Origin of the sequence: Synechococcus sp. F70.1, assembly GCF_047502745.1 — a bacterium.
Taxonomy (GTDB): Bacteria; Cyanobacteriota; Cyanobacteriia; order Thermostichales; family Thermostichaceae; genus Thermostichus.
The window spans coordinates 1-1,646 of the sequence record NZ_JANSJL010000071.1; the positions used below are offsets into that span (position 1 = coordinate 1).

Genomic DNA, 1,646 nt, shown 5'->3' on the forward strand with positions numbered 1-1,646 from the left:
GTGGTACGACAACGAGTGGGGCTACTCATGCCGCGTCGCCGACCTCGCGAAATACCTCGCCAGCAAGGGCTACTGACCCCGTCGTGGCTGGGCTATGCGCCGTGGGTCATCCTCACGGCGCACTGCCTGCTGGCGATTGCCTACAACCTTGCCACTCCCTTCGGCAACAACGGCTATCCGAACACCCCCGACGAGGGCGCACACTTCCAGTATGTGGCGTATGTCGCGCGGGAGTGGCGACTGCCGAAGTTCGAGGGCTACGCGGGCGTCGGCTACGAGGCGCACCAGCCGCCGCTCTATTACTTTCTTGCCGCAGCGGTCTACACGCTGGCGGGGGGCGAGGGCAAGGCAGTGCGCCTGCTATCTACCCTGTGCAGCGCGGGCGTGATGTGGCTGGTATGGTTGACGCTGCGTCGGCTCGCGCCCGAACGCCCGCTGCTTGCGCTAACAGGGATGGGCTTCGCGGCGTTCTTGCCGATGCACATCGCCATCGGCAGCGCGGTCGGCAACGACGCGCTGACCAACCTGCTGTTTGCAGCAGTGTTGTATGGGTTGCTGGTGAACTTGGGCAACGCACGCGCCTTTGAAGCCCTCACTTCCAGCCCCTCTCCCACTACAAGGAAGAGGGATGTAGAGGCGCAGGGGAAGAGGGATGTAGGGGCGCACGGCTGTGCGCCCCTACTAACCGTACCTGTCCTCGCAGGGCTTGCAGTACTGACCAAAGCGACGGGCATCCTGCTAATCCCACTTATGCTGCTCGGCATTCTTTTGTGGGGATGGATGCGATACAGGAGTTTGGTTCCAGGATTGAGCATGGGTTTTCTCGCGCTGCTACTCACCTTAAGCATCAGTGGCTGGTGGCTGGTGCGCAACTATATTCTGTATGACGACCCGCTGCTGCGGCGCACCTTCCTGGAGGTGTTCGCAGGCACAGCGAAGGCGCAGGACTTCCTCGATCAGGGGATGACTTGGGGACAGTACGCGCAGTTGGTAGCGGACTGGACTTTTCGCAGTTTCTGGTTTGCCTACGGTGTGCCCGACACGGCGCACACAGGCTTGCCGAACTTCCTGCCGAGCAGCGTCTATTTCGGGCTGGGCGCGCTGACGCTGGGCGCGATGGTCGGCTTTGCATTGCGCCTGCGCGAGCCGTCGCCTCTGTGGGCGCGGGCGTGGCTGCTGCTGGCGGGGCTGTGCCTGCTGCTGACGCTGGTCAGTTTCGTGCTGTTTGTGCGCGTGTTTTTCCAGACGCAGGGACGCTACTTCTACCCCGCGCTGCTGCCGATTAGCGTCTTCTGGGCGCTCGGCTGGGAGCGGCTTGTGCCTGAACGCTACCGACCGACTGCGCTGCTGGGGCTTACGGGGCTAATGTTTGCGTTGGCGGTGGGGTGCTTACGATACTTAGAGTAATACCAATCGGCGCACCAAAGTTCACAAAAAAACAGCAGTTGACGACCCCTCCTTAAGGTTCCCCCTGCCTGTAGGGGGAACCGATGGGCTTGGTTCCCCTCGCGAAGCGGGGGGAACCTGCAGGAGGGGGGAATTATGAACTCTGGCTGCACAGTTGGTATAAGGTTTGGGTGTTGCAGACTACGATTCGGGACTTTGGCGAAGGCGGCGCGCCCGTTCGATGTCCTCCAGCAGGAACT

Annotated in this window: 1 protein-coding gene; it reads left to right on the forward strand. The window is 61.9% G+C overall.

All coding sequences use genetic code 11. From position 1 onward, the window contains the following. The coding region (locus tag NW860_RS07620; protein ID WP_414513420.1) for an ArnT family glycosyltransferase at positions 1-1,407 on the forward strand (1,407 nt) is incomplete at its 5' end. Between the last annotated feature and the right edge of the window lie 239 nt (positions 1,408-1,646).